Source organism: Candidatus Polarisedimenticolaceae bacterium (assembly GCA_036275915.1).
Lineage (GTDB): Bacteria > Acidobacteriota > Polarisedimenticolia > Polarisedimenticolales > DASRJG01 > DASRJG01.
Genome location: DASUCV010000004.1, coordinates 805,968 through 827,723, shown reverse-complemented (window position 1 = coordinate 827,723; position 21,756 = coordinate 805,968). Strand labels below are relative to the sequence as shown.

Genomic DNA, 21,756 nt, shown 5'->3' with positions numbered 1-21,756 from the left:
GAAGGGGGTGCGCCGTGTTGGCGCACCCCCTTCGTTCACAGAAGCGGATGTCTTACGGGCTTCAGTCGCCGTTCTGGGGCGAGAGCTTCCTCGCCTCGGTCTGTAGTGCAGTCAGGGTCGCGGCGTCCCGGAGAGCCTCGCAAAACGCGGCGTCCTGGAGCGCGAGCTTGATGGCCGGGTTCTCGAGAGCCTGCTTCACGGCGTCGGTCGCGAAGAGCTTGCGAGCGTCACCCACGGTGATGAACTTGTTGTGGGCCTCGCCTGTGATCAGCTTGCCCGAGTCGATCGGGACCATGTACTTCGCACCGGCGTCACCCGTGATCAACCGACCCGAATCGATCGGGACCATCTTCTGCGCATCGCCGGCCACCATGAGGTTGGTGCCGTCCTTCTGCAGCTTCTGCGCCTCACCGGTGATGAGCTTGCCGGAGTCGACGGGGACCATGTACTTCGCGCCGGCCTCACCGGTGATGAGCTTGCCGGAGTCGACGGGGACCATGTACTTGGAGCCCGCGTCACCGGTGATCAGTGTGCGGGAGTCGACCGGGACCATGTACTTCGGGCCGGCCTCGCCGGTGATGAGCTTGCCGGAGTCGACCGGCACCATCCACTTCGCGCCGGCGTCGCCGGTGATGAGCTTGCCGGAATCGACCGGGACCATGTGCTTCGCGCCGGCCTCGCCGGTGATGAGTCTTCCGGAGTCGACGGGGACCATGTACTTCGGGCCGGCCTCGCCGGTGATGAGCTTGCCGGAGTCGACCGGGACCATCCACTTCGCGCCCGCGTCACCGACGATCACCTTCGTCGCACCGTCTGCGAGTGCGATGTGCCGCGCGGCATCGTTGACGAAGAGTTCGTTCACCGCGCCACTGGTGAACAGCTTACGGGCCACGGGATCCTTGACGATCTTGTCGAACGTGTCGCTCTGAATCCACACGGCCAGAGCGTCGGGCGCGACCTTGACGTCATCCGGAGTGATCTGCGTCTCGTGGTGGCGCGAGGCGCCTTGAATCGTGCCGGTGGCGTCTGCGGGCTTGGTCGGGTAGCTCTTGAAAGCCACCACCAAGACGATCGCGACGAGCACGCCGCCTCCGACGAATAGATATTTCGCGCTCCCCCTGCCTGTTGTGCTGCTAGCCATTTTCCGCCTCCAGGTTGTCGGGCGTTTCGGCCCCCCGTTACATGTAACGTACCAGTGAAATTTGAAAAGGTTGGCTTTTTTTTGGCCCGCCAACAAACTCGCCCGGATTCAACCCGGCAAGGGGACTTAGCGCGTCGAGGCAGTATTCCCGCGTTTGGGGTATGCCGACAGCGTCAAGGCAGCATGCCCTCGGCCTCGAGTAGCTCCTTGAGCTGACGTCGGGCGCTGAAAAGTCTCGACTTTACTGTTTTCTCGGGGATGCCGAGGATCGCGGCCATGTCCTCGTACGAGCAGTCGTGGAAGTGCCGGAGCACGAGGACGGCGCGGTAGTCCGCAGAGACCTTCATGAGAGCGCCCTGAACGTGACGGCCGATCTCGGCCGAGACCACGGACCGCTCGGGATCGGCCGACTCCGCCACGCCGTCACCGTCGAGCGGCTCCTGCCGCCCGCTCCGCTTGACGAAATTCAGGCTCTCGTTGATCGCGATTCGGTAGAGCCAGCTGAAGAACTTGTAATGAGGATCGAACTTGGAGAGCTGTTGATACGCTTTGAGAAAAGCGTTCTGCGTGAGATCCGAGGCGTCGTCCCGGTCGCGCACCATCCGGAGGACGGCGTTGTAGATCGGCCCTTGATAGCGGACGACGAGGATCTCGAAGGCGTGTTCGTCTCCGGCCAAGCACCCCTGAACCAGCGCGTTGTCGTCGTTCTCATTCGTCATAAGCGCACGCCGGTTCCGGGGAAGTTGGCCAGCCGATCACGCCGGGGGAGCCGGGTCGATCTCAAAAACCTGCTCGAAGCCGGAAAAATGAAAGATCTCCCGTACATGTCCCCGGACGTTGACCAGACGAAGACTGTGACCCGCTCCCATCAGGCGTTTCTGGGCCGAGAGTAGCACCCCCAGCCCCAGGCTGGAGATATAGCTCAGGTCCTTGAGGTCGACGACCCGGCTCTCTTTGACGCCGGAGAGGAAGGTCTCGGCCATCTCGGCCTGCGAGGCATCGAAGCGCCCCGCCATGATCACCTCGCCCTCGGGTCCGAACTTGATCTCGAGCATGGGACTCACTCCAGGCTCTTCACGAACGTGGTGGTGCTGCAGCCGTCTTCGTACCGGTAATCGATCTGATCGACCATCCGCCGCACGAGGTGGATGCCGAGCCCGCCTGGTTTCCGCTGGTCGACCGAGAGATCGACCTGCGCGTCGGGGACGGTGCGGATGTCGAACGGCTCGACGCCGAAATCGGTAAGGCTGACGACAAGGCGGCCCGCCTCCCGCGCCAGCTCGATCCGGATCTCCTGCGTCCCGCCGCGGCTGTACTTGACGAGGTTCGTGAAGAGCTCCTCGACGGCGAACTCCGCCGGGTTGCGGTGCGGCTCGGCCACGCCGGATGTCTCGAAGAACGCCTCCATGAATTCGAAGATCTCGGGCAGACACGCGGCCGAGCGCGGAAAAGACCTGAAGGCGCGGGCGTTCATCGGCCGTTAGTCTACCCCGGCGATTCCACCATTCCGTCACTTGCCTTTAACACATAGAAGAGAATGGAGGGCGCTGGGCCCTCGCTCATGTCCCGGTCGTCGCTCCCAGGAGTCGACGAGCATCGGCCGGGTCGGCCGACACATTCGTGTCAATGGCGTCGTCCACCTCGCCATCCTGGTCGACCGCGAACGTGAGAGTGACGATCAGAAGAAGCGTGTGCACCGATGTTCGAGAGTTCATTGCGTGATCGACTCTCGACGTTGAGCTGTTGACCGTCGATGCGAACGCTCGTTGTGTGCTGTCGACGCTACAGCTCCGACGCTATCGACTACTGACGACCGACTCTTCCCGCGTCTCGACCAGATCAACAGGCTTCTTCTTTTCTTTCGCGAGGAGGATCACCGCGGCGATGACGATCGCCGTGCCGGCGAGCGATTCGAGAACGGGGCGCGTTCCGAACATGAGCCATCCGAAGGCAAGGCCGAAGACCGGGCCGGTCATCGTCACCGCGGTTGCGCGCGCGGCGCCGGCGCGCGCCAGGCCCGAGGTCAGGGTCCACTGGCCGACGAGCGCGGAGACGAAGACGAGGAGATGTCCCGCGATCTCCGCGCCCGTACGAGGAAGCGCGGCTTTCCCCGCGTGGAGCGTCGCGACGAGCGAGGCGGGGATGCTCGCGAGCGGGAACCAGATCAGGATCGTGAGCGCGTGTTCCGTGCGTGAGAGCCGGCGCACCGCCATGTACGCCGTGCCCGAGAGCATCGAGCCGCAGAGGCCGATGAGCGCCGCGCCGCGGAACCCGTGGGCCGGTCCCACGATGAGCGCGACGCCGGCCAGGGCGCCGACGACGAGCGGCCAGTGCCAGCGCCCGGTGGCCTCGTGGAGGACGAACGGCGCGAGCGCCGCCACGAAGATCGGATGGCTGTATTGAAGCAAGACGGCATCGCCGAGCGGGAGGTGCTGGACCGACCAGAAGTAGCAGGAGAGAGCGCCGTAGCCGAGGAGTCCCCGGAAGAGGAGCATCCACGGATGATTCCCGATGACCGGCACGCCTTGGCGCCGCGCGAGCGCCACGAACGTCGTCGTCATGAGGATGCCGCGCGAGAAGACGACCGCTTGCATCGGCGTCGTCGGGAGGAGCTTCTTCGCGATCGCCGCCATCAGCGCGAAGCAGGCGGCGGAGACGACCATGAGGACGAGGCCGAAGCGCTCGCCGGGGCGGCGCGATTCTTCGCGCACGGCGGCGAAGACGTCCGCGAGGCCGGTGATCAGGAGCGATCGCGTCTGGCCGAGGAAACCCAACGGGCGCCCTTCCGTACCCTCGCGGGGGGGCGCCTAGGCTACTAAGAATCGGGTTGGCTGTCCCCTCGGCGCCGTTGTAACGTGCGCGGACTACGGAGGTCGGTGCATGTCCATCTTGAAGAAGCTCGTCCTGGCGTTGGTGATCCTCGTCGTGGTGCTCGCCGGCGTCGGGATGTTGCTGCCGCGAATGGTTCACGTCGAGCGTCAGGTCACGATCGGCGCCCCGCAGGCGACGGTCTACGCGCTCATCGATGGGTTCCGACCATTTCCGAAGTGGTCGCCATGGCAGCACAAAGACCCGAACATGAAGGTCACGCTCGAAGGGCCGGAGTTCGGCGTCGGCGCGAAGCAGAGCTGGACGGGCGACCCGAAGACGGTCGGCACCGGCACGCAAGAGGTCGTCGAGGCGAAGGCGCCGGAGCTCGTGGTCTGGAAGCTCGTGTTCCAAGGATACCCACCGGCCGAGGCACGCATGACGCTCTCGCAGGCGGCCGCAGGCGGGACGCAGGTGGTGTGGGGGATGGACAACGACATGGGCGCGGGGCCGGTCGGGCGCTACTTCGGGCTCATGATGGACAAGATGATCGGGCCCGACTTCGACCAGGGGCTCGCGAACCTGAAGAGCGTGGCCGAAGGATTGCCGAAGACCGACTTCGCCGACCTCGCGGTCGAGAAGATCGACGCGAAGCCGGTCACGGTCGCGTACCTTCCGGCCACGGCGTCGAAGGACGAGACCGAGATCGCGAAGACGATCGGCGCGTCGTACATGCAGGTCGGGAAGTTCATGAAGGCGAACGGCCTCCAGATCGCGGGCGCGCCGATGACGATCAACACCAAATACGACGACACCGGCTACGCGTTCGACGCCGCGATTCCCGTCGACAAGTCACCCGAGAAGGAGATCGCCGCCGACTCTCCGGTCAAGGTGAAGCAGACGTACTCGGGGAAGGCGCTCAAGGTCGTCATGAAGGGGCCGTACTCCGGGATGGCGGCGACGTACGACAAGCTCCACGCGTACATGGCGGCGCGCGGCTACGAGTCCGCGGGGTCGCCGTGGGACGAGTACGTGACCGATCCGGGGACGACGGCGCCGGCCGATCTGCGCACGAACATCGTCCAGCCGGTGAAGTAAGCGATGAGGCCCGTCATCTTCGTCGTCGCGGCCGCTGTGGTGGCCACGTTCCCCGCAGTCGCCGCGGACGAGCAGGTCGGGCGTCTCGGGAAGGACGTCGTCCCGAAGGCCCAGTCGATCGTCCTCGATCTCGACCCGCGCCAGGAGGGCTACACCGGCACGGTCGAGATCAAGCTCGACGTGAAGAAGCCGGTGACCTCGTTCCGGATGCACGCGAGACAGATCGACCTCGACACGATCGCGCTCGACGAGTCGCCATGGACGTCCGCCGTCAAGGACGACGGGATGATCGAGCTGCAGGGGAAGGCGCCGCTCGCGCCGGGGGCACACCTCCTCCGGATCGCCTTCCACAACAAGTTCGACACCGCGGCGAAGGGACTTTACCGCCTGAAGTCCGCGGGCGAGTGGTACGCCTTCACGCAGTTCGAGGCGGTCGATGCGCGTCAGGCGTTCCCGTGCTTCGACGAGCCGTCGTTCAAGATCCCGTACTCCATCACGATCACGGCACCGTCGGATCAGATTTCGCTCGCAAACACGCCGGAGGCGAAGACCTCCGAGGCGAACGGCAAGCGCACGACCGTCTTCGCGACGACGAGGCCGCTTCCTTCGTACCTCGTCGCGCTCGCCGTCGGTCCGTTCGAGACGGTCCCGATTCCGGGCACCTCGATCCCGACGCGGGTCATCTGTCCCAAGGGGTCGAAGGCGCTCACCGCCGAGGCGGTGACGATGACGCCGCCGGTCTTGAAGGAGCTCGAGAAGTACTTCGGCCGGAAGTACCCGTACGAGAAGCTCGACCTCATCGCGGTGCCGGAGTACTGGTACGGCGCGATGGAGAACCCGGGCCTCATCACCTTCGTCGACAGCTCGCTCCTCCTCGACTCGAAGACCGCGAACGCGAACGAGCGCGAGCGGCTCGCCGTCTTCCTGGCGCACGAGATCGCGCACATGTGGTTCGGCGATCTCGTCACGATGGCGTGGTGGGACGACCTCTGGCTCAACGAGTCGTTCGCGACCTGGATGGAGCAGAAGATCGTCATCCAGCTTTACCCGGAGTACGACGCCTCGATCGAGCAGGTGAATTCCAAGCAAGGCGTCATGGTGACGGACACCCTGGTCTCTACCCGCGCGATGCGCCAGCCGGTCCAGTCGGTCGACTCGCTCCTCCAGTCGGCGGACTTCCTCGCGTACTCGAAGGGGGCGGCGGTCCTCGACATGGTCGAGAGCTGGATCGGCGCCGACACGTTCCGCACCGGCGTCATCGCGTATCTCACCGCGCACGCCGACGCGAACGCCACCGCCGACGATCTCTGGTCGGCGCTCGGCGCGGCGGCCAAGAAGGACGTGAAGGGCACGCTCTCGTCGTTCCTCGACCAGCCGGGCGTTCCCATCGTCACCGCGGAGATCCAGGGCCTGTCCGTGAAGCTCACGCAGACGCGCTTCCTCTCGGCGGGGGCGAAGGCGCCGAAGCCGCAGCTCTGGTCGATCCCGGTGTCCCTGAGATACCCCGCGGGCGACGGCACGCGCGTGCAGCGCGTCCTCCTGAAGGAAGCCTCACAGCTCGTCAAACTCGACGCCTCCGCCCCGCCCGCGTGGGTGCACCCGAACGCCGACGAGGGCGGCTACTACCGCTGGTCGGTCGCGCCCGACGCGCTCGCCGCGATGTCGTCCGCCGCGACCAAGTCGCTCACGGTGCGCGAGCGCGTCGGCCTCGTCGGCAACGTGAACGCGCTCCTCTCCGCCGGACAGCTTCCCGGCGAGGTCGCCGTCAAGACGGTCGTCGCCTTCGCGGGCGACGACGAGCCCGACGTCGTCATCGAGGTCGTCAAGGGGATCGACACGATCCGCGAGCGCTTCTTCTCCGAGCACGACGACGCTGCGATCGCGCCGTTCGTCCGGCAGACGCTCGGCCCGCAGCTCGAGAAGATCGGTCCGTCGCCGGTCAAGGGCGAGCGGTTGTCGACGACGAGCCTTCGTGCGCTCCTCTACGACCGCCTCGCCGACGCGGGGCGCGACGAGAAGGCGCTCGCCGAGCTCGAAAAGCTCGCGAAGGCGTACCTCGCCGACCGCACCTCGGTCGATCCGTCGCTCGTCCGGAGCGCCGTCATGGGCGCCGCGATCCGCGGCGACGCCGCGCTCTTCGACACCTACAAGAGCCGCTTCGAGTCCGCGAAGATCCCCGCGGAACGCAGCCTTTTCCTCTCGGCGCTCGGGAACTTCCGCGCTCCGGCGCTCGTCGATCGCGCCCTCGCGTACTCCCTCACCGGCCCGCTCCGTCCGCAGGAGACGACGCGTATCGCGCGCACGATGGGCGGCGTGCCCACGTCGCGTGGCGCCGCATGGACGTGGATGACGACGCACTATGACGAGCTCGCGGCGAAGATCCCGTCCGACTACATGATCTACATGCCTTACTACGCCGCGGGCTGCTCGGAAGAGCGCGTCGCCGCGGCGCGCACCTTCTTCTCCGACCCGAAGCACGCGCCGTCCGGCACCGCCACGGAGCTGGCGCGCGTCGTCGAGTCGGTGGACGAGTGCGTCGCGCTCGACCGCCGGTTCGGTGATACGGTGAGAGCCACCACCACCCACTGAGCAGGAGGCGACATGAAGAAGAAGCTGGCGATCGCCATGTGTGCGGCCGCTCTTCTCGCCGTGACGGCGGGGCGCGCGCAGGAGGCGGCAGGGGTCGGGTTCCGCGGCTGGGGGCCGCGCGTCGGCGCGCAGAGCGATCTCGATCAGTTCCTGATCGGAGCGCAATTCGACCTGGGTGACTTCGCGAAGAACGTGCGATGGCAGCCGAGCTTCGAGCTCGGCTTCGGCAACGACATCATCTCGCTCTACGGCAATTTCATGGTCGCGTACTACTTCCCGGTGAAAGCCGCGGTGACACCGTACGCGGGGGCGCAGGTCCAGCTCTGGATGTTCGACAACAACGGGAACAATTGCGACGCCGACGGCCACCACTGCGACAACGGCTACAACGACGGTTTCAACACGCACATCGGCCTCGACGCCGTCGGCGGCATCGAAACCAAGTTCAAGAGCGGTAATCGCTTCCTCGCCGAGCTTCAGGTCGGCACCTCCGACGTCCCCGAGATTCGCGTGCTCGTCGGCTGGACCTTCAAGTAGGGCCGTCGTGGGCGCGCCCCGGGAAGATGTCGCCCGCGCGCTTCTCGAGGCGCTGAAGGGCGTCCTCGCCGACGTCAACGACCCGTCGCAGGTCCTGGCGATCGTCCTCGATCAATCGGTCCGCCTCAGCGGCGCCGACCGCGGCGTGCTCGCCGAGGTGGGGGAGTCCGGCGAGCTGGCGTTCCGCGTCCTTCACAAGATCGACCAGACCGAGCTCGCCGGCCAAGCGGGGACGTTCAGCCGCAGCGTGTTCGGCGAGGTCTTGAAGACCGGCCGGCCGCTTCTCCTCAAAGACGCGCTGCGCACCCCGGGACTCAAGGACGCCGCGTCGGTCCAGGCGATGCGAATCATCTCGCTCCTCTGCCTTCCGATCTCCGTCGACGGGAAGGTCGTGGCGCTCGTGCACCTCGAGCACGCCACCCCCGGACACTTCACGGCGGCCCACGAGGCGATGCTCGCACCGCTCCTCGACGTCGCCGGCCCGGTCATCGGCGCGCTCCGCGCCGGCCGCGGCGTTCTCAAGGAGCGCGACCAGGCGCGCGAAGCGGAGCGCCGCGCAAGGAAGGAGTCGGAGGAGAGCCGGCACCTCCTCGCGCAGGAGTGGTCGTTCGGCAGGTTCGTGGGGCGCACGCCGGTCGTGCGCGACCTCGAGGCGACGGTTCGCCGCGCCGCGAAGAGCGACTATCCGGTCCTCCTGATCGGAGAGTCGGGTACCGGCAAGGGTGTCCTCGCACGCATCCTCCACCACGCCGGTCCGCGATCCGAATTGTCGTTCGTCACGGTGTTCTGTCCCTCGCTCGAGCGAGGGCTCATCGAGTCCGAGATGTTCGGCCATCGCCGCGGCGCCTTCACCGGCGCCGATCACGATCGCATCGGCAAGGTGCAGGCGGCCGAAGGCGGAACGCTCTTCCTGGACGAAGTCGGAGAGCTGCCGCTCGAGATCCAGGCGAAGCTCCTCCGCCTCCTTCAAGAGAAGACGTACGAGCGCGTCGGCGACTCAGCCGAGCGGAGCACCGACATCCGCGTCATCGCCGCCACGCATCGGGATCTCGAAGCCGACGCCGCCTCCGGACGATTCCGACGCGACCTCTTCGAGCGCCTCAACTTCCTGCCGATCGCGGTTCCACCACTGAGAGAACGCGTCTCCGACATCCCGCTCCTCCTCCGGCACGCGCTCGATCGCCACGACGCGGGACGCTGGATCGAGATCGACGACGACGCCGTGCGCTGGCTTGCCGACCTCGACTTCGTGTGGCCCGGGAACGTCCGCCACCTCGAGCAGCTCGCCGCCCGTCTCGCCGTGGAGCAGCCGAGCGGACCGGTAGGGCGAGCCGACCTCGAGCGCCTCCTCGGCGGAAGGAAGGACGCCGCGTCACTCGCGAAGAAGGGCGACGACCTCGCCCTCGGCCTCCCGACCCTCGTCTCGAACTCCGAGCGCGACTGGCTAAACGCCGCTCTGAAGACCTACACCGGCATCACGCGGCGCGAGCTCGCGGAGAAGCTCAAGATCAGCGAGGCCGCCCTCTACAAGAAGCTCAAGCAGCACGGGCTCGGTGGCTGAGCCACGCCCAAGCGATACTCGAACCTCGATCCCGCGCACGTGCCGGCCAGCCGGCGCGCCGTCTTCCGCTGGGCGATCCTCGACAAGCTCACAGGCAAGCGCAAGGTCCAGCCGCACGGCCCTCCCGCGCCATGGGTGCAAGCCGATCTCGAAGCCGCCCGCGACAAGGCGACCGCGCGCGTCACCTGGATCGGCCACGCGTCGTTCCTCGCGACGATCGGCGGCAAGGCGATCCTCCTCGACCCTGTGTTCTCCGAGAAGATCGGCTTCTTCATCCACCGCCACGGCAAGCCCGGCTTGACGCGCGAACAGCTCCCGCCGATCGACGCCCTTCTCATCACTCACAACCACTACGACCATCTCGACGAGCCGTCGGTCCTGTCACTCCCGCGCGACCTTCCCGTGTTCACGCCAGAAGGCCTCGGCGCTTGGTTCACGGGGCGCGGCTTCACGCGCGTGACCGATCTCGCGTGGTGGCAGAGCGCTCGAGTCGACGGCGTCACCATCACCGCCGTCCCGGCACGCCACTGGTCGCGACGCCGCTTGGCCGACACCAATGAGACGCACTGGTGCGGCTACGTCATCCAGGGCGGCGGCAAGACCCTCTACGACGCCGGCGACACCGCCGCCTTCTCCGGCTTCTCCCTGATCGCCGAGCGCTTTCCCGCGATCGACGTCGCTCTCCTCCCGATCGGCGCCTACACGCCCGCGTGGTTCATGGAGCAGCAGCACATGAACCCGAGCCAAGCGATCGACGCGTTCTCCACTCTCCGCGCTCGAATGATGGTCCCCATGCATTGGGGCTCCATCCAACTCACCGACGAGCCGCTCTTGGAGCCGATGGAACGGCTGGGCGTCGCATGGGCGAAGCGGGGCGGGGGAGATGCGCTGCGGCTACTCCCCATGGGTGGCTCCATTCGTTTCTAGCAGCGTTTTCCGGACTTATTCCGCACATAGGCCGGTCATAAAGCCGGTGACATTTGGAAGCACCAGGACTAAGCTCCTCGCAACGAGGAGCTTGATGATCGTGGGCCATGGTGGCGCGTGGTGCTACGCGGCGAGTTCTCGCAGCGTACGTGGATATCAAGTTCGGTCGAATTGTAGTTGGGCAGACTGAAGGCAGCACAGTGTCCGACCGAGAGAAAGAGTTTCCATGGGCTGATGAGTTGTGTCGGAAGTGTGGGCATCCTTTCAACCCACACTTGGTTCTGGGATATGGCAGCCCACCGACGGAAGGATGGATGAAATGCCCTGTCGAAGGGTGCAATTGCTGGATGACGTGGAGTATGGGTCCGAGTGACGCCTCAAGTGAATCGGTTGCGTCGCGTCTCACTGACGAGCTTGGGCAACTGCCTGCGGCCCATCGTCGGTGCTTCGAGGCTATCCGCGTTCGACCACGACGGATTCCAGTGTCTTCGAGCCCAGGCGAAACCGTGGTTGTTGTGGCGGAACACGGAGGACGGCTTCTCTACTACTCCGATGTGGAGGAAGGTTGGGAGCTCGCCTTCCCGAACGCGTCTGGTGGCATCGATGCCCGAGGTGCCAACCAGTTCACCTTGAACCATCTCATGTGGCAACTTTTTGGTGATCCGGTGCAGCCGTCATGATCCGGAATCGCAGCGCAGGCTCCCAGCCACGCTGCCCAACTACGCGGTCAACGCGTCGCACTCCCGTGTCACGCGGCTTGCGAAGCAACCCGCGCGCCACGGGGCGCGCGCGTTACGCTGGGCGTTAGGCGCATTGGAAAAGCCAATGAGGGCTCGCTTGATCGTCGCTGTATTGGCTACATGTTGGGCTGGAGTCGCGCTCGCCCAACAGCAGAGCGACGCGGACGAGATGTGGCGCTTCCTACATGAAATCGAAGCCGGTGGTCCATTCAGCGGAAAGGACTCTTGTTCCCTTGCAGACTCCTCGATCCCACTGGTGAAGCCGGTGATCGGTCGAAAGGGCGACGGATGGCCAAGTCAGGTGAGAATCACAGGAACAGTGGTCGGCGCACTGCCGGGCGTCTGCGGGTTTGGGGACCATGCGGCATCGCTGCGCGTCCGAATCTCCGAGAGTAGTAAGTCGCTTCCATCCTCTGAGTTGTTCGTCTTCACGTGGTGCATCGACGAGCGCAAGGCGCCGAACTACTGCGGCAAGCAGGTGCGGTTTACGGCCGTGAAGCTGCGTGACCCGCAAGCCTGGTCAGGGATCTCGGCCTCGTTTGATTCGCACGGCGCGCCGTACTACGTCGTCGCCGATGCGGAGACCGAAATCGAGTTCCTTTCCCCAGACGAAGACCCCGCACGCGGCGACCAAGCGCCTAACAGCACGGTCCAGCCGTCGCACTCTCGCGTCACGCCGTTTGCACAAGGCGGCAAGCGCCGCGCCGCTCCGCGCCCGGCTGAACGCGGGCGTTAGACATCGGGAAACAGAAATGAGCGCACTGGCAAGCTTGGTACTGATCGCGATTGGGGCTACATCGCCGAGCGGCTATCAGTGGTACGAAGATGGCAAGCCAGTTGCGGACACGACCTGGCGAAAGGGGTGGGGGCAGTACGGGGCGATGCTTCACATCACCGACAAACCTGATGAGTTGTTTGCGGCTTGGGAGAAGCCTGGAGCGGGTGTTCCCGTTTCAATCACGGATGTAGCCGAGAGGGGAAAGCCCGTGGTGGGGGTTGTGTTCTTCACGGGCTGCAGTGTGAATGACTCGGGGAACTGCGACGCCCAGGCAGTATTCCAAGTCTTCAAGCCAGACGGTTCACCGTATGGAAAAGAAGAGAAGGGAGTGCTCTGGAACCGTCAACCTCCCACGGCGGGGCAATTGCAGCTGAGCGTGGGTGCCATCGGTGTGAGAATCGAGCCACAGGATCCAGTGGGTATCTACTCCATTCGTGCGCGGCTTCACGATGTTGTATCCGGTGCAGAAGTCGAATTAACGAGGACCTTTCGTGTCGAGCCTGAGAAGAAAGTGAGCACTCCGTAGGCCTGAGCGGTCGGGGAGATAGGTAGCAGATCAGTCCGGGGACATGGGTAACGCTTGTTTGAGGACCCATCGCGCTTGATTGTCGTCGAAGCTGATCGAGAGCTGGAGGCACGCATGAAGCGAGCAGTTCTTCTCGTCATCGTAGCTCTGGCCATCGCGATTCCCGTGATGGCCGGTCCGCCTGCAGGCATCGTCGCGCTGGATCGACTCCAGGCGAGGGACGTGCCCGTCGTGCTGACCTTCGAGAACCGGAATCTCTCGGAGGTGATCCGCACGATCGGTGCTGCAGCTGGGTTCGAGGCGTCCTTCGCCGATGAGTTCACGGACCGCAAGGTCACCGTGAGCGGCCGTGAAAAGTTGTCCGTCAAGGAGCTGTTGACCAAGCTCGCGAGAGAGCACGGCTTGGCCTACGAGGTGCCCTCCGCGAATCGGCTGGTCGTGAAGGGTGGGGGGAACGGCGGCCGCGCGACGTAGCTTCCGCGCTTCCGAGCCCTCACGATCGTTCGTGACTTCGATCCTCGCCCAGGGTAGTTTCCCGGCGATGCGGCTCGTCGTCCTCTGTGGCCCGCCGGGTGTCGGAAAGCTGACGATCGCGCGCGAGCTCGCGGCCCGCTCGGGCTATCGGCTCTTTCACAACCATCTCATGGTCGACTTGCTCGAATCCTTGTTCGAGTTCGGCTCGAAGCCTTTTGTCGAGCTGCGCGAGCGGTACTGGATCGAATTGCTGGGGCGGGCGGCGGACGAGGGGATCGACGGCGTGGTGTTCACGCTGGCGTTCGATCGCACGTTGTCGCCGGATTTCATCGCCCGTCTCACCGAGCTCTCCCGGGAGCGTCGCAGCGACCTGTCGTTCATCGAGTTGTCGTGCGCACCTGACGAGCTCGAGCGCCGCATTCTCGCTCCCGAGCGTGCGCAGCACGGGAAGCTCAATTCCGTCGCGCGATATCGCGAGCTTGCGGCATCGGGCGCGTTCGTCCGCCCGGCGCTTCCTGACCGCACGGTTGTCATCGACACCACCGGCCTGTCCGTCGCGGAAGCCGCGGGCCGCGTTCATCGGTACATGGAGGGGGGAGCATGAACGGCAAGTCGGTCCTGAGCGTGAGTGCAGCAGCGTTCGGCATCTTCGGCGCGGGATGGTTCTTCGCGCCCGGTGTGTTCTACAAGTACTGGGGGATCGTTCCGGACCCCGACTCGTACATGGGCCGCCGGTACGGCGCGTTCATGCTGGGTCTGATGGTCATCTCGTGGTTGGCGCGCAACGCGGCCAATACCGAGGCGGGCCGGGCGATCATGATGGGCTCGCTCGCTTGCTGGTTGCTGGCCGACGCCCTCAGTCTCTACGGCGCGCTCGCGCTCGGACTCAATGGCTGGTGGCCTTTCGTGATCGAGCTCGCACTCGCCCTCGGCTTCGTGTGGGTCCTGTTCGTACGAAAAGAAGGTAGAGCGAGCGCTCGGGAGCGGGCCGCGTGATGGTGCGCCACGTCTCCGTTGTTATCGCGATCGGCGTTGAAGCTCGTCTTCCGTGAGGACCTGCGCTCGAGAAGGGTATGCTCTCACGACGGAGGTTTCATGACCGACGACGCCATCGCCAAGTTCAAAGAGAACCAACGTCAGGGATGGAAGCATTTCGCACCCCTCGAGATGATGACGACTCCGGCGGCGGCGCGCCTCGTGCGCCACGCCGGCGTTCGGGCGGGGATGGAGGTCCTGGACGTCGCCTGCGGCACGGGCGTCGTCGCGATCACCGCGGCGCTAGCGGGAGCGCACGTGCGTGGGCTCGATCTCACGCCGGAGCTGCTCGAGCGAGCGAGGGAGAACGCGGTCGTCGCGGGCGTCGACATCGATTTCCGAGAAGGGGACGTCGAGGCGTTGCCGTACGCGGACGCCACGTTCGACGTCGTCACGAGCCAGTTCGGCCACATGTTCGCGCCGCGCCCCGATGTCGCGATCGCTCAGATGCTCCGCGTGCTGAAGCCGGGCGGGATGATCGCGTTCTCCACCTGGCCGCCCGAGCTTCTGATCGGCGCCAGCTTCAGCCTCGTCGGAAGCTACATGCCGCCACCGCCGCCGGGTGTCTCGCCGCCGCCGCAATGGGGTGACGTGTCGGTCATTCGAGAGCGGCTCGGCAAAGGGGTGCGAGACATCCACTTCGACCGCGACTGCATGCTCGTTCCCGCGCTCAGCGAGCGGAACTACCGCGACCGCATCGAGCAGACCGCCGGCCCGATGCTGAAGCTCGTCGAGATGTTGAGCGCGTCCGATCCCGGACGGCTCAAGCAATTCCGCAGCGAGTACGACGCGCTCGTCGCGCCGTATTTCGCGGACAACATCATCCGGCAGGATTACCTGATGACGCGCGCGATCAAGGTGTGATGTCCGGTTACTCCGGACCGCCGCTCGCGAAGAAGCTCGGCATCACGCCGGAGAGCGAGGTGCTCTTGCTCGGTGCTCCGGCTGGTTTCAAGACGAACCTCGAGCCGTTACCGGCGGGCGTGCGATTCATCTCCCGGGTCAGCGCGAATGTCGACTTGGCTCACGTCTTCGTCACGGCCAAGGGCGATCTGGCCGATCGCCTCGTCACGTTCCGTCGTACCTTGAAGCCCGACACGCCGGTCTGGATCTCGTGGCCCAAGAAGTCGTCGGGTGTGCCGTCCACCGTCACGGAAGACGTGATCCGCGAGGTGGCCCTTCCTCTGGGATACGTCGACATCAAAGTCTGCGCCGTCAACGACGTCTGGTCGGGACTCAAGCTGGTCGTCCGTAAGGAACTGCGTTGAGCCGGGGGAAGGAGTAAGCACCATGTGCAGGAACATCAAGACGCTCTTCAACTTCGAACCGCCGGCGACCGATGAGGAGATCCAGGCATCCGCGATCCAGTTCGTGCGGAAGCTGAGCGGCTTCCAGAAGCCCTCGAAGGCCAACGAAGTCGCGTTCAACGCGGCGGTCGAGCAGGTTTCGGAGGCGGCCAGAACTCTCGTCCAGTCGCTCGTGACGCAAGCGCCGCCGAGGGATCGAGCGGTGGTGAGGGCCAAGGCGATGGCCGACGCTGCCAAGCGGTTCGCGAGTGAACGCGGACGATGAGCTTCGCTAAGGCGCGTTCGTCTTCCACCGCCGGTGCATCCACATCCACAACTCCGGTCGCTCGCGGACCTTCCCTTCGAGCCATGAGGTCGTCTCGGCGGTGATGCGGCGCACGTCGGTGTCGCGGTCGCCGGTGAGCCCGTCGAACTTGAACCGCTCGTAGACGATCGTCCAACCCCCGTCGGATTCGGGGTAGGCGCAGACGCCGACGACCGCGGCGCCGGTGCGCAGATGCATCATGCCGACGGTCGGGATCGTGGAGGCGGGGCGGCCGAAGAACGGGACGAAGATGCCGGCCTTGCGCGCGTCCTGATCGATCATGACGGCGACGCCGATGCCGCGCGCGAGCGCCTTGACGGCCGAGCGCATCGCGTTCTCCTTCGCGACGACCTCGTTGCCGGATCCTTGGCGGACGCTTGCGAGCGCGCGCTCGAGGCGGGGATTCTCCATCGGCTTCGTGATCATGAGCATGGGGCAGCCGAGGAAGCCCTGCATGTAGGCGACGAGCTCCCAGTGGCCGTAGTGGCCGGAGATGACGAGGACGCCTTTCCCCTCGGCGTAGGCGGAGCGGAGGGCGTCGACGTTCTCGTAGCGGATCGTGGTGCCGATGTCGTCCTTGGTGAGGCGGGGGAAGGCGGCGCCGCTCGCCGTGATGCGGCCGTAGTGGCGCCAGCACTCGCGGACGATGCGGCGGCGGTCGGCGTCCGTGAGCGCGTCGCCGAAGGCGGTTTTCAGGTTCTCGAGCGCGACGCGCGTGTGCTTGCGGTCGAGGCGGTAGGCGAGCGAGCCCATCATGCGGCCGAGGCCCGCGAGGAGCGCTTCGGGGAGGGCGCGCGCCAGCGCCAGGAGGGTCGTGGCGGCGGCGGTTTCGAGCGCGAAGCGGAGGCGCTTGCCCGCGGAAGGTGAGGAGCCCACGGCGCGACTATAATCCGTCTCTTTTCGCGTGGGGCATGAGCACGGACGAAGAGCTGCCGCTCCTGTCGGTGACGCCGCGGTCGTGGGCCGAGATCGCGTCGCGCTCGCTCGACGTGTTCCTCGCCGATCACGCCGTGTGCGAGCAGCAGGCGGCGCTGAACGCCTTGTCGCTCATCGGGCAATACCCGGCCGACGAGGAGCTGGTCGAGCGGATGTCGTCGCTCGCCGCCGAGGAGATCGCGCATCTCCGCCGCGTCGCGGGGATCCTGCGTCGCCGCAAGATCCAGCCGGCGGGGCGGCGCACGAACCCCTGGGTGCGCGGCCTTCACGACCGGATGGAGACGAAGCGCGAGCCGGAGCGGCAGGTCGATCGCCTGCTCGTCGGCGCGCTCATCGAGGCGCGGAGCTGCGAGCGGTTCACGCGGCTCGCGGAGGTGCTCGACGATCCGGAGGTCGCGGCGCTGCTCCACGACCTCGGCCCCGCCGAGGCGCGGCACTGGCGTTTGTTCTACGGGCTGGCCGCTCGTCTCATGCCGGCCGGCCTCCTCGAGGCGCGCTGGCGTCAATGGCTCGAGGTCGAGCGCGACATCACCGCGGGCTTGGGAGTCGGGCCGACGGTCCACGGATGAGGCGAGCGGCCGTGATCATCGCCGTCCTCCTGGGGACGACGGCGGCGCTCGCCGACGACGCGCCGATGGAGCGGCGGTCGGGTGGGCTGATACGCGCGGCCCTGGAGTACCCGGGGCAGGTGTCGTTCACCTTTGGGACGATCGTCACGAGCATGCCCGCCGACTACGACTGCACGACCGTGTGCCCGTACCGCGGAGCGACCGTCCAGGGGACGGTCGGATGGGGAGCGGGAAAGCTGGCGATCGGATACGGCTCCCTCGTCGGCGAGACAGGCGCCGCGAAGTGGCTTCTGAAACGCGTCTACCTCGGGTACGGGTTGCGCATGGCGCTCCTTCGCACGTGGGGGTCGTCGAACCTCGACCCGCACGGCGTGACGTTCTGGGGAGGCGAGGCGGCGTTCACGATCACGCAGTTCAGCATCACGGCAGGCGCGTACCGGCCGGTCGATCCCGGCGCCGACCCGCGCTCGTGGCGCCTGTTCGGCGGCGTCGGCTGGGGGTTCTGACGTGCGCTTCGCCGCGGCGGTCTTGCTCCTGATCGTCGCGTCGCTCCCGGCGCGCGCGCTCGAGACCGACCAGTACTATGCGTGGACGCGGCACCTGGACGATGCGTCCGCCGCGATCAACCGGAAGATCAACGCCGAGATCGCGATCGCACTGAAGGACGTGAACGAGCGCCTCGGCGCCGACGAGTGCAGCTGCGACCGCGTGAGGAAGGCGATCCGTCACCGCTTCAGCTGGCTCCTCTTCCAGAAGCCGGAGATGTGGGTCGTGAACACCTCGCAGGTCGATCGCGTGCCGAAGGCGCCCGCGGAGGAGCTGTCGTACCGGCACGACTGGCTCTACGGCGCGACGAGTCCGTTCGACCCGATCAAGTTCATGCCGCCGAGCCCGACGATCGAGATCGACGGCGTGCGCATCGGCACCGACAAGATCAGCCACTTCTTCTCCGAGGGGGCGTGGCTCTTCATCTCGTACCACTACTACAAGAAGATGGGCCGGCCCGACGACGAGGCGGTCTTGAAGGCGCTCAGCCTCGGCCTCGCCGGCGAGAAAGGGATCCTCGGGCTCGGGGCGTCGGGAATCTTCTCGCTCGCCGACCAGGAGGCGAACTACCAGGGCCTGCTCTTCTGGCAGAGCTTCTGCTTCGGCCCCGACCCCAACCTCGAGAAGACGCCGCAGGGTTGGCGCGTCAAGCGGCCGTTCGACATCGCCGCGTACGTGTCGCCGGAGTGGGACGAGAGCTGGCAGCCGAACATCTACACGCCGTCGCGGTGGAAGAAGGTGCTGCCGGTCATCGTGAAGTACTGCCCCCTGCTCGACGACCCGCTCGTCCAGGCGCGGCGGCAAGCGTACGCGGCGCGCGGGCGCTACACCGCCTCGGAGCAGGTGATTCACGCTCTCGTCGAGAGCGGGAAGCTCGAAGACCCGCGCCGGTACACGATCGAGGCGGTCTGCGGCCGCCCGTTACGTGACGTGCTGGCGCCGCCAGATCCCCCCGGGAACCACCGGTAAGCCCGAGACCTCTCCGGCGAAGAGGTAGGTCCATGCCATGACGGACGGAGCGTCCCCCCCGAGCGAGACCGAGACGACGCCGCGGCGGTACTGCGACGAGGGATCGCCGAACCCGAGGAACCCCTCGACGCGATCGGTCTCGCCCAGGACCCGCGCGAGATCGTCGAAGGCGTAGATTTCGCCGACGACCGGGTGCTCGCGCGCCTGCCCGATCAAACCCGGGTGCGGGCCCAGATCGACGAGCGTCCCCTCGATGCGTCCCTCGCCGATGAGTCGCCCGCCGTGCCGCTCGAGGATCGGGTGGCGCATCTCGCCGCGCCGGAGCGTCCCGTAGACGAAGAGGGTCGCGACCGCGCCGGCCGGCGTCTTGCCCTTGGCGGCTTCTTCGAGCGCGTCCAGCTCGACACCGTGCGCCTCGTACCCTCGCCTCACCGCGTCGAGGTAGTCCGGGTTCGGCGGGACGTAAGTTTCTCGGAAGCGCGGATCGACCTCGTAGAGGAACGCCGGCGACTCGCCGCCGCCCGGCGTGATGACGATCTCCTCGATGCGGCGGTAGACGTGCCCCTCGTTCTCCTTGCGGTCGAGCGTCGTGAGCGTCCGCTCGTCGGCGCACCGAAAGACGACCCCCTGGACCGCGCGGCCCACCGCCTCGGGGACGTCGAGCACCCCGCCCGCGCGGGTCGTCGAGCGATGCGAGAAGGCGAGGGTGCGGTCGGGCAGGAATGCCAGCCCCTCGGGCTTCAGGTTCAGCGCGGGGAGGTCGCGGCGTGCGCACCAGCGATCGAGGTCGAGGCGGTTCAGGTTGGAGCCGTAGCCGAAGTAGTGCATGCTGTCGAGTCTACCGTGCGACGCGCCACTCTCGCCCTCCTGCTCGCGGCCGGGCTCACCGCCGCGGCCGCCGCGTTCGATCCGGCGGCGCCGATCCCCGCCGACGGGCTGCGCTCGGACATGACCGCGCTCGAGCAGCTCCTCCAGCAGTCGCACCCCGGGCTGTACCGTTACGTCCCGCAGGGCGCGATGGACCGCGCGCTCGCCTCGGCGGCCCGGGCGATCGACAAGCCGATGGACGAGGCGAAGTTCTACGGCGAGGTGACGGCGCTCCTCGCCAAGGTGAAGGACGGGCACACGCGCGCGTTTCTGAGCGGCGACTACCGGAGATATCTCCGCGAGGAGGCGCGCCTGTTCCCGGTGACGCTCCGGTGCACCGACGGCCGCCTCTTCGTCGTCGATTCGCCGGGGAACGAGGTGCCGAAGGGGCTCGAGGTGCTCGCGATCAACGGCGATACGACCGCGCGCCTCGTCGGGACGATGCTCGATCACGTGAGCGGCGACGCCGACATCCTCACCGGGAAGTACGCGCGGATCACCGACGACTTCCAGACGTACTACGCCGTCTTCTTCGGGAGGCCGCGCGCGTTCCTCCTCCACCTGCGCGACGCGGCGGGGAAGAAGTCGTCGGCGACGGTGATGGCGATGACGCAGGCCGACCTCGCGGAGGCCGGCGGGCACGATCCCGACCCGAAGCCCGCGGCGCCGCCGCTACGGCTCGAGATGCTGAGCGGCGGCAAGGTCGCGGTCATGACCCTGGAGACGTTCGCGCTCCCCGCGGAGGACGAGGGCGGGCCGAACTACGCGAAGTTCCTGGCGACCTCGTTCGCCGAGCTGAAGCGCGCGGGAACGTCCGATCTCGTGATCGATCTGCGGGGGAACGACGGCGGCGCCAACGACGGTCCGCTCCTCGTGTCGTATCTCGTCGACAAGCCGGTGCGCTTCTACGACTCCGTCGAGGCGGTCTCCGCCGGATTCTCGCTCCTCCACCAGTACTCCCACCTCGGACCGGAGTTCGACGACAAGTTCGACGGGCATCTCCTCTCGATCGAGAACAGCGACCGCTACCGCATGATCGGGGACGCGGAGCTGGCCCCCGAGCCGATCGCCCCGCAGAAGGACGTGTTCAAGGGAAAGGTCGTCGTCCTCATCGACGGTCGAGTCTTCTCGACCGCCGCGCAGCTCTGCTCGGTCTTGAGGAGCCAGAAGCGCGCGACGTTCGTGGGCGAGGAGACCGGCGGCGCATACCACGGCAACGCCTCGGGCGAGCTGGTCGTCGTCACGCTGCCGGCGTCGAAGCTGAAGGTCACGATTCCGGTGCTGCGCTACGAGATGGCGGGATCGGACAAGGCGGCGGCGCGGCGCGGGATCGTGCCCGACCATCCCGCGAGCCCCGACGACGCTCTGGCTCAGGCGCTCGACCTGGTCAAAGCCCGTCCCGCGTCGAGACCGCGAGCGCCAGGAGCTCGTCGAAGACGCGTTTCGCGTCGGGCCGGTCGGGCGCGGTCCGAAGCTCGGCGAAGCGGTCGACGATCTCGTAGAGGGCGTCCGGCCCCAGCTTCGCCCGCCGGCGCGTGAGGTGCGCCGCGGCGTGCGCGACCGCGTCCCCCGTGACGCGCGCGTAGGCGTTCACGACCGACGAGCGCGACGCGACCCCCGAGAGGATCGTCTTCGTCGTCCGCCCGGTGAGACGCGCGGCGCGGCGGAGCAGGGCCAGGTACGCCGCCTGGAACTCGTCGGCCCGTCCCCTCCGCGCCGCGGTGACCCGGCGGTCGGAGCGCGACGCGTACGACGACGCCGCGATGTCGAGGACGACCTCGGCGGGGACGGCGCGCGCCTCGCGCGCGTAGATGCGCGGCAGCTCGCGGAGGAGATCGCGCGTCGAGTAGACGGCGTTCCAGGTGATCCCGTCGGGGACGGCGACCCGGCCGCGTGCCGAGCGCGCGGCCTCGAACCAGCCGTGCGCGCGGTCGAACCGCTTGACGAGCGCGCGGCCGTGATCGAGGAGCGCGCGCTCCGAGCGCGCGTCGAAGCCGATGCGGCGGAGGAGCAGGCGGTCGCGCGTCGCCTGGAACTCGCGGTC

Annotated in this window: 24 protein-coding genes; 17 read left to right on the top strand and 7 right to left on the bottom strand. The window is 66.8% G+C overall.

Features of this window, described 5'->3' with window-relative positions; all coding sequences use genetic code 11:
* Positions 1 to 61: 61 nt before the first annotated feature.
* The 5 genes from VFV19_05880 to VFV19_05860 all read right to left on the bottom strand — a co-directional run bounded on the left by VFV19_05880 (position 62) and on the right by VFV19_05860 (position 3,915).
* Positions 62 to 1,084 (bottom strand): hypothetical protein, encoded by a 1,023-nt coding sequence (locus VFV19_05880; protein ID HEX4823820.1) that lies wholly within the window; start codon positions 1,082 to 1,084, stop codon positions 62 to 64.
* 230 nt (positions 1,085 to 1,314) lie between these two features.
* Positions 1,315 to 1,860: a sigma-70 family RNA polymerase sigma factor gene (locus tag VFV19_05875; protein HEX4823819.1), complete on the bottom strand. Its 546-nt coding sequence runs from the start codon at positions 1,858 to 1,860 to the stop codon at positions 1,315 to 1,317.
* Between the two features lie 36 nt (positions 1,861 to 1,896).
* On the bottom strand, positions 1,897 to 2,196 hold the full coding sequence (locus VFV19_05870) for an STAS domain-containing protein (protein ID HEX4823818.1): 300 nt from the start codon (positions 2,194 to 2,196) through the stop codon (positions 1,897 to 1,899).
* A 5-nt stretch (positions 2,197 to 2,201) separates the two neighbouring features.
* On the bottom strand, positions 2,202 to 2,615 hold the full coding sequence (locus tag VFV19_05865) for an ATP-binding protein (GenBank protein ID HEX4823817.1): 414 nt from the start codon (positions 2,613 to 2,615) through the stop codon (positions 2,202 to 2,204).
* Between the two features lie 322 nt (positions 2,616 to 2,937).
* Positions 2,938 to 3,915 carry a DMT family transporter gene (locus VFV19_05860; GenBank protein HEX4823816.1) on the bottom strand — a complete coding sequence of 326 codons (978 nt, stop codon included), beginning with the start codon at positions 3,913 to 3,915 and terminating at the stop codon, positions 2,938 to 2,940.
* Positions 3,916 to 4,021: 106 nt separating this feature from the next.
* On the opposite strand from VFV19_05860, the gene VFV19_05855 reads away from it, so the two are divergent.
* The 13 genes from VFV19_05855 to VFV19_05795 all read left to right on the top strand — a co-directional run bounded on the left by VFV19_05855 (position 4,022) and on the right by VFV19_05795 (position 15,786).
* Entirely contained in the window at positions 4,022 to 5,047 is a 1,026-nt protein-coding gene (locus VFV19_05855) for an SRPBCC family protein (GenBank protein ID HEX4823815.1), read from the top strand.
* 3 nt (positions 5,048 to 5,050) lie between these two features.
* On the top strand, positions 5,051 to 7,636 hold the full coding sequence (locus VFV19_05850; protein ID HEX4823814.1) for a M1 family metallopeptidase: 2,586 nt from the start codon (positions 5,051 to 5,053) through the stop codon (positions 7,634 to 7,636).
* Positions 7,637 to 7,648: 12 nt separating this feature from the next.
* Entirely contained in the window at positions 7,649 to 8,173 is a 525-nt protein-coding gene (locus VFV19_05845) for a hypothetical protein (protein HEX4823813.1), read from the top strand.
* A 7-nt stretch (positions 8,174 to 8,180) separates the two neighbouring features.
* Positions 8,181 to 9,734 (top strand): sigma-54-dependent Fis family transcriptional regulator, encoded by a 1,554-nt coding sequence (locus VFV19_05840; GenBank protein HEX4823812.1) that lies wholly within the window; start codon positions 8,181 to 8,183, stop codon positions 9,732 to 9,734.
* Positions 9,735 to 9,773: 39 nt separating this feature from the next.
* Positions 9,774 to 10,661 carry an MBL fold metallo-hydrolase gene (locus VFV19_05835; GenBank protein HEX4823811.1) on the top strand — a complete coding sequence of 296 codons (888 nt, stop codon included), beginning with the start codon at positions 9,774 to 9,776 and terminating at the stop codon, positions 10,659 to 10,661.
* Between the two features lie 837 nt (positions 10,662 to 11,498).
* The gene (locus tag VFV19_05830) at positions 11,499 to 12,137 is read left to right on the top strand and encodes a hypothetical protein (GenBank protein HEX4823810.1); all 639 of its coding nucleotides are present in this window, start codon (positions 11,499 to 11,501) and stop codon (positions 12,135 to 12,137) included.
* A 16-nt stretch (positions 12,138 to 12,153) separates the two neighbouring features.
* A complete protein-coding gene (locus VFV19_05825; protein ID HEX4823809.1) occupies positions 12,154 to 12,705 on the top strand; it encodes a hypothetical protein in 552 nt (183 codons plus the stop codon).
* Positions 12,706 to 12,780: 75 nt separating this feature from the next.
* Positions 12,781 to 13,179: a hypothetical protein gene (locus tag VFV19_05820; protein ID HEX4823808.1), complete on the top strand. Its 399-nt coding sequence runs from the start codon at positions 12,781 to 12,783 to the stop codon at positions 13,177 to 13,179.
* Between the two features lie 67 nt (positions 13,180 to 13,246).
* A complete protein-coding gene (locus VFV19_05815) occupies positions 13,247 to 13,783 on the top strand; it encodes an AAA family ATPase (protein HEX4823807.1) in 537 nt (178 codons plus the stop codon).
* A complete protein-coding gene (locus VFV19_05810) occupies positions 13,780 to 14,175 on the top strand; it encodes a hypothetical protein (GenBank protein HEX4823806.1) in 396 nt (131 codons plus the stop codon). Before VFV19_05815 ends, VFV19_05810 begins: the two co-directional genes overlap by 4 nt.
* A gap of 99 nt (positions 14,176 to 14,274) precedes the next feature.
* Positions 14,275 to 15,078: a class I SAM-dependent methyltransferase gene (locus VFV19_05805; protein HEX4823805.1), complete on the top strand. Its 804-nt coding sequence runs from the start codon at positions 14,275 to 14,277 to the stop codon at positions 15,076 to 15,078.
* Complete coding sequence (locus VFV19_05800) at positions 15,078 to 15,482, top strand: DUF3052 family protein (protein HEX4823804.1); 405 nt, start codon at positions 15,078 to 15,080, stop codon at positions 15,480 to 15,482. The genes VFV19_05805 and VFV19_05800 overlap by 1 nt, the downstream gene beginning before the upstream one ends.
* 22 nt (positions 15,483 to 15,504) lie before the next feature.
* Entirely contained in the window at positions 15,505 to 15,786 is a 282-nt protein-coding gene (locus VFV19_05795) for a DUF2277 domain-containing protein (protein HEX4823803.1), read from the top strand.
* A gap of 6 nt (positions 15,787 to 15,792) precedes the next feature.
* Here the strand turns inward: VFV19_05795 and VFV19_05790 are convergent, their stop codons facing one another.
* The gene (locus VFV19_05790; GenBank protein HEX4823802.1) at positions 15,793 to 16,701 is read right to left on the bottom strand and encodes a lysophospholipid acyltransferase family protein; all 909 of its coding nucleotides are present in this window, start codon (positions 16,699 to 16,701) and stop codon (positions 15,793 to 15,795) included.
* Between the two features lie 35 nt (positions 16,702 to 16,736).
* Here VFV19_05790 and miaE point away from each other — a divergent pair, with 35 nt between their 5' ends.
* From miaE to VFV19_05775, 3 genes are read left to right on the top strand one after another with little or no spacing between them, the layout of a single operon-like run.
* Positions 16,737 to 17,330, top strand: a complete 594-nt coding sequence (miaE, locus tag VFV19_05785; protein ID HEX4823801.1) for a tRNA isopentenyl-2-thiomethyl-A-37 hydroxylase MiaE — start codon at positions 16,737 to 16,739, stop codon at positions 17,328 to 17,330.
* Entirely contained in the window at positions 17,327 to 17,836 is a 510-nt protein-coding gene (locus tag VFV19_05780) for a hypothetical protein (GenBank protein HEX4823800.1), read from the top strand. Before miaE ends, VFV19_05780 begins: the two co-directional genes overlap by 4 nt.
* Before the next feature lies 1 nt (position 17,837).
* The gene (locus VFV19_05775) at positions 17,838 to 18,845 is read left to right on the top strand and encodes a hypothetical protein (protein HEX4823799.1); all 1,008 of its coding nucleotides are present in this window, start codon (positions 17,838 to 17,840) and stop codon (positions 18,843 to 18,845) included.
* On the opposite strand, the gene VFV19_05770 is transcribed toward VFV19_05775, so the two are convergent.
* Positions 18,798 to 19,673, bottom strand: a complete 876-nt coding sequence (locus tag VFV19_05770; protein HEX4823798.1) for a gamma-glutamylcyclotransferase — start codon at positions 19,671 to 19,673, stop codon at positions 18,798 to 18,800. The two genes, VFV19_05775 and VFV19_05770, sit on opposite strands and share 48 nt — an antisense overlap.
* Positions 19,674 to 19,688: 15 nt before the next feature.
* Between VFV19_05770 and VFV19_05765 the strand changes: the two genes are divergently transcribed.
* Positions 19,689 to 21,251 (top strand): S41 family peptidase, encoded by a 1,563-nt coding sequence (locus tag VFV19_05765; GenBank protein ID HEX4823797.1) that lies wholly within the window; start codon positions 19,689 to 19,691, stop codon positions 21,249 to 21,251.
* Positions 21,252 to 21,756 lie beyond the last annotated feature (505 nt).

Excerpts from the sequence above, each read along its gene's own strand:
- VFV19_05780 (HEX4823800.1), top strand. The coding sequence starts at position 17,327 with ATGAGGCGAGCGGCCGTGATCATCGCCGTCCTCCTGGGGACGACGGCG.
- VFV19_05870 (HEX4823818.1), bottom strand. The coding sequence starts at position 2,196 with ATGCTCGAGATCAAGTTCGGACCCGAGGGCGAGGTGATCATGGCGGGG.
- VFV19_05845 (HEX4823813.1), top strand. The coding sequence starts at position 7,649 with ATGAAGAAGAAGCTGGCGATCGCCATGTGTGCGGCCGCTCTTCTCGCC.
- miaE (HEX4823801.1), top strand. The coding sequence starts at position 16,737 with ATGAGCACGGACGAAGAGCTGCCGCTCCTGTCGGTGACGCCGCGGTCG.
- VFV19_05810 (HEX4823806.1), top strand. The coding sequence starts at position 13,780 with ATGAACGGCAAGTCGGTCCTGAGCGTGAGTGCAGCAGCGTTCGGCATC.
- VFV19_05875 (HEX4823819.1), bottom strand. The coding sequence starts at position 1,860 with ATGACGAATGAGAACGACGACAACGCGCTGGTTCAGGGGTGCTTGGCC.
- VFV19_05800 (HEX4823804.1), top strand. The coding sequence starts at position 15,078 with ATGTCCGGTTACTCCGGACCGCCGCTCGCGAAGAAGCTCGGCATCACG.
- VFV19_05825 (HEX4823809.1), top strand. The coding sequence starts at position 12,154 with ATGAGCGCACTGGCAAGCTTGGTACTGATCGCGATTGGGGCTACATCG.
- VFV19_05850 (HEX4823814.1), top strand. The coding sequence starts at position 5,051 with ATGAGGCCCGTCATCTTCGTCGTCGCGGCCGCTGTGGTGGCCACGTTC.
- VFV19_05815 (HEX4823807.1), top strand. The coding sequence starts at position 13,247 with ATGCGGCTCGTCGTCCTCTGTGGCCCGCCGGGTGTCGGAAAGCTGACG.
- VFV19_05805 (HEX4823805.1), top strand. The coding sequence starts at position 14,275 with ATGACCGACGACGCCATCGCCAAGTTCAAAGAGAACCAACGTCAGGGA.
- VFV19_05865 (HEX4823817.1), bottom strand. The coding sequence starts at position 2,615 with ATGAACGCCCGCGCCTTCAGGTCTTTTCCGCGCTCGGCCGCGTGTCTG.
- VFV19_05770 (HEX4823798.1), bottom strand. The coding sequence starts at position 19,673 with ATGCACTACTTCGGCTACGGCTCCAACCTGAACCGCCTCGACCTCGAT.
- VFV19_05855 (HEX4823815.1), top strand. The coding sequence starts at position 4,022 with ATGTCCATCTTGAAGAAGCTCGTCCTGGCGTTGGTGATCCTCGTCGTG.
- VFV19_05795 (HEX4823803.1), top strand. The coding sequence starts at position 15,505 with ATGTGCAGGAACATCAAGACGCTCTTCAACTTCGAACCGCCGGCGACC.